This is a genomic window from Anaerophaga thermohalophila DSM 12881 (genome assembly GCF_000191885.1).
In the GTDB taxonomy this organism is placed as follows: domain Bacteria; phylum Bacteroidota; class Bacteroidia; order Bacteroidales; family Marinilabiliaceae; genus Anaerophaga; species Anaerophaga thermohalophila.
This window is the reverse complement of record NZ_AEWI01000099.1, coordinates 1-6,125: the sequence shown is the minus strand read 5'-3', so window position 1 is coordinate 6,125 and position 6,125 is coordinate 1. Positions and strand designations below refer to the sequence as shown.

The 6,125-nt window shown below is 36.9% G+C and carries 5 protein-coding genes and 3 pseudogenes; 6 read left to right on the top strand and 2 right to left on the bottom strand.

From position 1 onward, the window contains the following. Positions 1 to 201 precede the first annotated feature (201 nt). From ATH1_RS0115730 to ATH1_RS22655, 3 genes and pseudogenes are all read left to right on the top strand, one after another. Positions 202 to 570: a hypothetical protein gene (locus ATH1_RS0115730; protein WP_162096803.1), complete on the top strand. Its 369-nt coding sequence runs from the start codon at positions 202 to 204 to the stop codon at positions 568 to 570. Continuing rightward, the gene (locus tag ATH1_RS20190) at positions 524 to 961 is read left to right on the top strand and encodes a hypothetical protein (RefSeq protein WP_139035479.1); all 438 of its coding nucleotides are present in this window, start codon (positions 524 to 526) and stop codon (positions 959 to 961) included. The genes ATH1_RS0115730 and ATH1_RS20190 overlap by 47 nt, the downstream gene beginning before the upstream one ends. Continuing rightward, positions 930 to 1,126 (top strand): annotated as a pseudogene (locus tag ATH1_RS22655) (hypothetical protein). Before ATH1_RS20190 ends, ATH1_RS22655 begins: the two are co-directional and overlap by 32 nt. Before the next feature lie 8 nt (positions 1,127 to 1,134). On the opposite strand, the gene ATH1_RS0115720 reads toward ATH1_RS22655, so the two are convergent. Beyond that, positions 1,135 to 2,448, bottom strand: coding sequence for a glycoside hydrolase (locus ATH1_RS0115720; RefSeq protein WP_010423944.1), 1,314 nt, complete (start codon positions 2,446 to 2,448; stop codon positions 1,135 to 1,137). Between the two features lie 646 nt (positions 2,449 to 3,094). On the opposite strand from ATH1_RS0115720, the pseudogene ATH1_RS22650 reads away from it, so the two are divergent. The 3 genes and pseudogenes from ATH1_RS22650 to ATH1_RS19750 form a co-directional block, all read left to right on the top strand. Then, positions 3,095 to 3,313 (top strand): annotated as a pseudogene (locus tag ATH1_RS22650) (hypothetical protein); the annotation flags it as partial. Positions 3,314 to 3,892: 579 nt separating this feature from the next. After that, positions 3,893 to 4,717 carry an ATP-dependent sacrificial sulfur transferase LarE gene (gene larE, locus ATH1_RS0115710; RefSeq protein ID WP_010423937.1) on the top strand — a complete coding sequence of 275 codons (825 nt, stop codon included), beginning with the start codon at positions 3,893 to 3,895 and terminating at the stop codon, positions 4,715 to 4,717. A gap of 121 nt (positions 4,718 to 4,838) precedes the next feature. Continuing rightward, positions 4,839 to 5,366 (top strand): Fic family protein, encoded by a 528-nt coding sequence (locus ATH1_RS19750; RefSeq protein WP_010423934.1) that lies wholly within the window; start codon positions 4,839 to 4,841, stop codon positions 5,364 to 5,366. 265 nt (positions 5,367 to 5,631) lie between these two features. Here ATH1_RS19750 and ATH1_RS0115700 read toward each other — a convergent pair. After that, a pseudogene (locus tag ATH1_RS0115700) lies at positions 5,632 to 5,967 on the bottom strand (transposase); the annotation flags it as partial. Positions 5,968 to 6,125: the final 158 nt, after the last annotated feature.

Below are 6,125 nucleotides of genomic sequence, written 5' to 3'. Positions count from 1 at the left end.
GACTGAAATACAGAATTTTATGATAGCAAGATGACAAGTTGGGTTAAAAATAATCATAAGGCCGTCGTCAATATATTACCGACCTCCCAGCATAAAGTCCTTCTGGTCTCTGACATTCTTCATTCTTTAAAGAAATCTTATCTGGAGAAATATGTTCGCTATCACTACCCCAAAACAAACCCTGACAGCATAAAAAATGAATTGCTAAACCTGGACTATTCGTATTCCGTAATAACAATTGCCAAAAGCCTGGGCGTTAATCAAAGTAAATTACCCTGTATCTGTTTCTTAGAATACGACAACACTTTCCGAACTATTCCTATTTCAGAAAAGGAAAGCCTTTCTTCTCTTTTGCAGCAAGTTAAAGAAGCCTACAACAGTTCATTGCCAATTGATGATGGAATCCGGTTTAAAAAAGTCAAAAAAACAGATGCCGCTAAAAATGCCACCAAAATAAAAGAAATCGAGCTTGAGAAAGAGATATACAATCTAAGTAGAAAGGTAATTAAAAAACTCAACTCTTTTGAAAAAGCCGATGCAATTCAACCTTTTTATAGAAACGCTAAGTAAAGAGGCATTAAAAGAACAGCCTTTAATGATTAGTCCCCTTCATATTGATCCTGCTTTCAATATATCCTTACCTGACTACAATACAAGTATTAAACTAACCCCACTTCAAAAAACAGTTTATTTCTTGTTCTTAAATCATCCGGAGGGAATAATGTTTTGTGACTTGCCTGATTACAAAGATGAAATGCTTAAAATATACAGTGCCGTTGGAAGCAATTATATGTGGGGTAAATCTGAAAAGAAGATTGATTTATTGGCATATCCTTTCTCCAATTCAATGAGTGAAAAAATTTCCAAAATCCGTAGCGCATTCTTAGCCGTACATGCCAAAAATATTGTAAAACCGTACCTGATTTCAGGTGAGCGCGGGGGGCCTAAAAAATATCATTGAGTGCAGTCTAAAAAGCCTTTTGGCCCTAAATCCCCTAAAGGGGACTTTTTCAAACTGCTGATTTTTAGCAATTCCCCTTTAGGGGTCAGGGGTGAAAATGGTAAAAATCAGCAGTTTGAAGGCTTTTTATACTGCACTCTTTGTTCTTTAAATAGTCAAATTTAAACTTTTCGCTATTTTAATACAACCGTTGTTATACTTTCCCCGGGCAATTCCACAATAATTTTATCGTCAGTCAAAATATCATCAAACTTTTGACAATTGTGATTGACAGAAGTAGTAAAGGCACTGGCCGACGAAACCTCTGCAGGCACAGATATCTCTATGATTTTAGAGGAATATTCGGATGAATTAATGGCAACAATAACAATATTGCCCTCTCCCTTATAGGCTGTAATTTTTAAAACAGTCCCACCATCCGAGCTGACATCAACCCGTTGATAACCGGGACGAACAAATCTGGAATATTGCGAAAATGCGTAACCTCTCTTTAGTATGGTGCCGCGATCTGTTCCTTTTTCACCATCACCTAAAAAACTGTAATACCTGCGAATGTACCACCATATATAGGCGTTCCAATCGAATGTCATTGTGGCATGTATCTCTTCCAACATATCCAATGTTTCATCCCAGATGACTTCCTCGTCGGTATCTTCAGTCCAGTTTTCAGGATGATTGCCGCTGTCAAGATTCATCAGATGCTCGGTCATCCAGAGTTCTTTGCTTTTTTCATAGACAAGAGGATAAGCAGTCAGGCCGCCTCCATAGAGATGTCCCCCAACAATGTCAATGTTATTTACAGCTGTGGCATCGTTCAAAATATCATCGGTATAGGCATGATTGGTGTTTAGTGATTCAGCAGCCAGAACTTCAGCTCCTTCAATATTCCCGGCATGGTTTTTCACAAAATTGAACATTTGATCTACCGTGTATTCACATCCTTCATAGGAAACCGCCCAATCGGGTTCATTCTGAATGGATACCACATCAACGATTGCTCCGTGGTCGCTCATGAATTGAATAAATTCATTGATATAATCGACAAAATCGGCATAGTGCTCTTCCAACAGGTATCCTCCCCCGTTAATGCTGTTATTGCTTTTCCATTCGGCAGGGGGCGACCATGGGCTTGCCAACACTTTTGCATTTCGTTCATTGGCCATTTTTATTGAGTTGACCAAACCAGCCCAATCATTCTTATTGGAAGATAATCGTACCCTAAAAAGGGAAAGCCCCAGCCGGTCTTCCCCGATTCCAAAAGCCAGGTCCATTTCATCCTGGGTCAGGTAATCTGTTCCCCAAATCATATTGGCACCTCCAAAGCCGCTGACGGTCTGATAAACTACATCGGAATCAACGCTAACTAGTATTGTCTGAATCTTTTCAACATTATCTTTATTTTCATCGTCACTACAAGCCGTTATGAAAAAGACGAGCACAAGTGGGGAAAAGAGAAAAATGGTTCTGAATTTCTTTAAAGAAAACATGGTTCGGATTCTATATTGCAAAAAATTAATTCCAAAGTTAAGCAACCACTTCTTTCTTTATGGGGAATTTTCTGTGTAATAAGAGGATATTTTTACGATAACGCTTATGAAAAATGTTTCCAAACGCGCATACAATCATCTTTGTTGAAACGATGGTTATCAGGAACTCATCAGAATTACGCGCGGCCCGACAGGCTTCAATATTATCTCGATGAGTTTACGTTCCTACGTTCCGTCCCCCGTCCCAATACAAAAAGACGCAAATCCAATATATTTTTTACCCGGACAATAGTGATATAAATATCTCTCGATTAAATCACATTATTACAAGAACGGAAACAATCAATAATCCTATAAAATAATCACCATCATTATCAGAAAGTTGATCAATTCAGGAAAAAAATTTCAAAAAAAATTCGGAATTCTATTGCCGAAATAAAAAATTGACGTATATTTGTATCGGGTTAGGGTTAAGGTTAGAGGGTTGTCGGCATTGCTGGCAGCCCTTTTCCTTTTTATAATAATTCCTAAAAATATATTGATAATCAATCAATTAATCGCCTCTCCTAAAGGAAATTTTGCCAGGCATTCCAGATTCAGCAAAAATGAGTCTACGCAAAATTTAGCGACTCATTGCAAACATGCGTGCAGTCTAAAAAGTCTTTTGACCCCTAAATCCCCTAAAGGGGACTTTTTCAAACTGCTGATTTTTAGCAATTCCCCTTTAGGGGTCAGGGGTGAAAATGGTAAAAATCAGCAGTTTGAAGGCTTTTTATACTGCACTCAAACATGCTTTGGCTTTTTTAGAATTCTATCCGAAAATGAAACGAGCATGACAAAATTTGTCACAAAAGAACATGTATAATTAACCTCTAATCATCAAAGAAACCAAAAACAGGTAACAGATTCTTCGTCGTTACCTCCTCAGAATGACATTAGACAGTCTGTCATTCTGAGCGGAGCGAAGAATCTAACATCAATTAAAGTATGATAAGTTGTATCATTCCAATAACTTAGACTAATTTTATACGGATGAACATCATATCTATTGAACTTTCTACTGACAACAATCTTAAATAGTTATATTTCAAGTATTTGGTACATGAAGTTCGATATTTGTTTATCAAGCCAAATAAACTGTAAATTTTCAACAAAATTGAGTCCATTATAAAAAGCATATTTTTGTCAAAATCCAGGCGTTTTAGATTTTTGTACCGGAGTTAGCTTGTTGTTAATGAGGATGCAAAAATTTAAAACAACAACGACTTTGGCAACAAAGATGCTTTTTAGACCGGGGTCAAAATTTATCACTTCTGACTGTCGATTGCTTTTTCTAACCTACAAGAACTGGTAAAAAGTTGTATTCGATATTACTATCCACGGAAGTGAGAATTGCAATGAACCATTTTTTTATTAATTTGCACTACAAAAATGGTGGGAAAAAATGGAAGCAACAACGTCAATAAATAATCAGAAATATGAAGCGGTTAAACAGTGGTTTAGCAGGCATCCTCGAATATTGGTTGCTCTTTCGGGAGGAGTTGACTCCTGTCTGGTTGCCTTTTTGGCAAGACATTTTCTTGGATACGATAATGTTGTTGCCATCATAGGCGATTCACCTGCATTGAAGCGCAGCGACTATTATCAGGCACGGGATTTTTGTCAGCAAAACAATATAAAGTACAGTACCGTTTCGCCCGGAGAGATTGATGATCCGAGATATAACAGCAATCCCGAAGACCGCTGTTTCTGGTGTAAAAATTCACTCTATACCGCAATGAATCACCTCCGCAGAACAAAATACAGCAACTACACTATGGTCAATGGCAGTAACAAAAGCGATTTGGCGGATTATCGCCCGGGATTAAAAGCAGCTGATGAATATAAAGTTCTCAGTCCTTTGGCTGATTGCAATTTTAAAAAAGAAGACATACGGGAAATGGCCTGTTATTTTAATCTGAAAGTATGGGACAAGCCGGCAAGTCCCTGCCTGAGCAGCCGGTTTCCTTATGGAGAAGGTATTACCAGAAAAAAATTGAAAATGGTTGAAGAGGCAGAAGATATTATTAACCGCCATGGATTTAAAGAAGTAAGAGCCAGATACCGTTCCGGAAAAACAAGTATAGAAGTTCCACCGAATGAAGTTTCCAGATTGGCTGAAATGATGCCTGTTATTTCAGATCAATTGAAAAAAATCGGTTTTAGTGAGGTTGAGCTGGATAAAGAAGGATTGATATCCGGTAAACTGAATCGGGAAATAGGAAAATAAGAATACCGGACAAAGTATGGATTTCGGCTACACGCAACAACCTGAGTTCCTACAATTTCATAAAATACTACAGGGATGTGACAATAGCGGCGGTAGCCGAAATTAAAGAAAGATACAGAAAATGTCTTCATTAATTTTGAAAAATACAGGTAACAAATACAATATGATAGAAGGTTCCTTTGATGCTTCGAAAGGTGAATTTAGAAAAGGAAGTGTGCATGCTGGTAACCGTTCTTTTGCAAATCACAAAAAGGTTCCCTCTTTGGTTGAAAAATTGGTTGATTACATCAATCAAACTATAGATAAACCAGAAAAGAGAGATTTTGTTGAAAATAGTAAATTGGCCTTTGATGCTCATTTTCAAATGGTATCGATTCATCCCTTTGCAGATGGGAACGGACGTTTGGCCAGGTTGCTGATGAATTATGTGCAACATTATCAAAACCATCCTATAACAACGGTTTTGTCAAAGGATAAAAAAGCATATTTTAAAGCATTGGAAGAGACTCGGGAAAAGGAGGATATTAATATTTTTAGACAGTTCATGTTTGATCAGTCTAAAAAATTTTTCAAACAGGAAATTGAAACATTATCCAACCCACAAAGACTAAAAAAAAACAATAAAAACGGATTATCTTTCTTATTTTAAGAATATATTTATTTTGCTAAATCTAAATCATAACAGAAACAGTTAATAATGTGATAAAATCAGAGAAAGGGGAATGTAAATTTAACTCTGTCCGGTTGCATTTTCAGTAAATCAAAATAACTCATATTTTTTCTTTCATCCAATTCTTAAAAGCTTGTTTGGGTAGTCTTCAGGTTCTGTCAAGGGCGATTGAGGATACGAAGCCGTTTATATACCCTTGACAGGTTCTGAAGACGACCTATCTTTGCTTTTAGGGTTTTGGATGTTATACTTTTATATTTATTCGACCTTCAAACTGTATACATAATTGCTGTAATGTTAAGGCCCAATTCTGAAGAGGGCGAGTCCATTTTTTGTCAATATTTTCGGTAGTCAAATAGATCAATTTCAACAAAGCCATATCGCTGGTGAAAGCCCCTTTTGTTTTGGTCACTTTCCTTACTTGCCGATGAAAGCCCTCAACCGCATTGGTTGTGTAAATCAACTTTCTAATGGGCTCATCATATTTGAAATAATTGGAAAGTTCTTTCCAGTTCTCATTCCACGAGCGTATTACAATTGGGTACTTTTTGCCCCATTGTTCTTCCAGGTTTAACAATTCTAAAAGTTGTGAATTGCTTTCAAAATGTATCTTTGTAGTGGCGCTGACAGCGTGTAAAAATGTATGACCGCAACATTTATAGTTGTGAATTGCTTTCAAAATGTATCTTTGTAGTGGCGCTGACAGCTTATACTTTTATTCATCGTTTATCTGTGTTG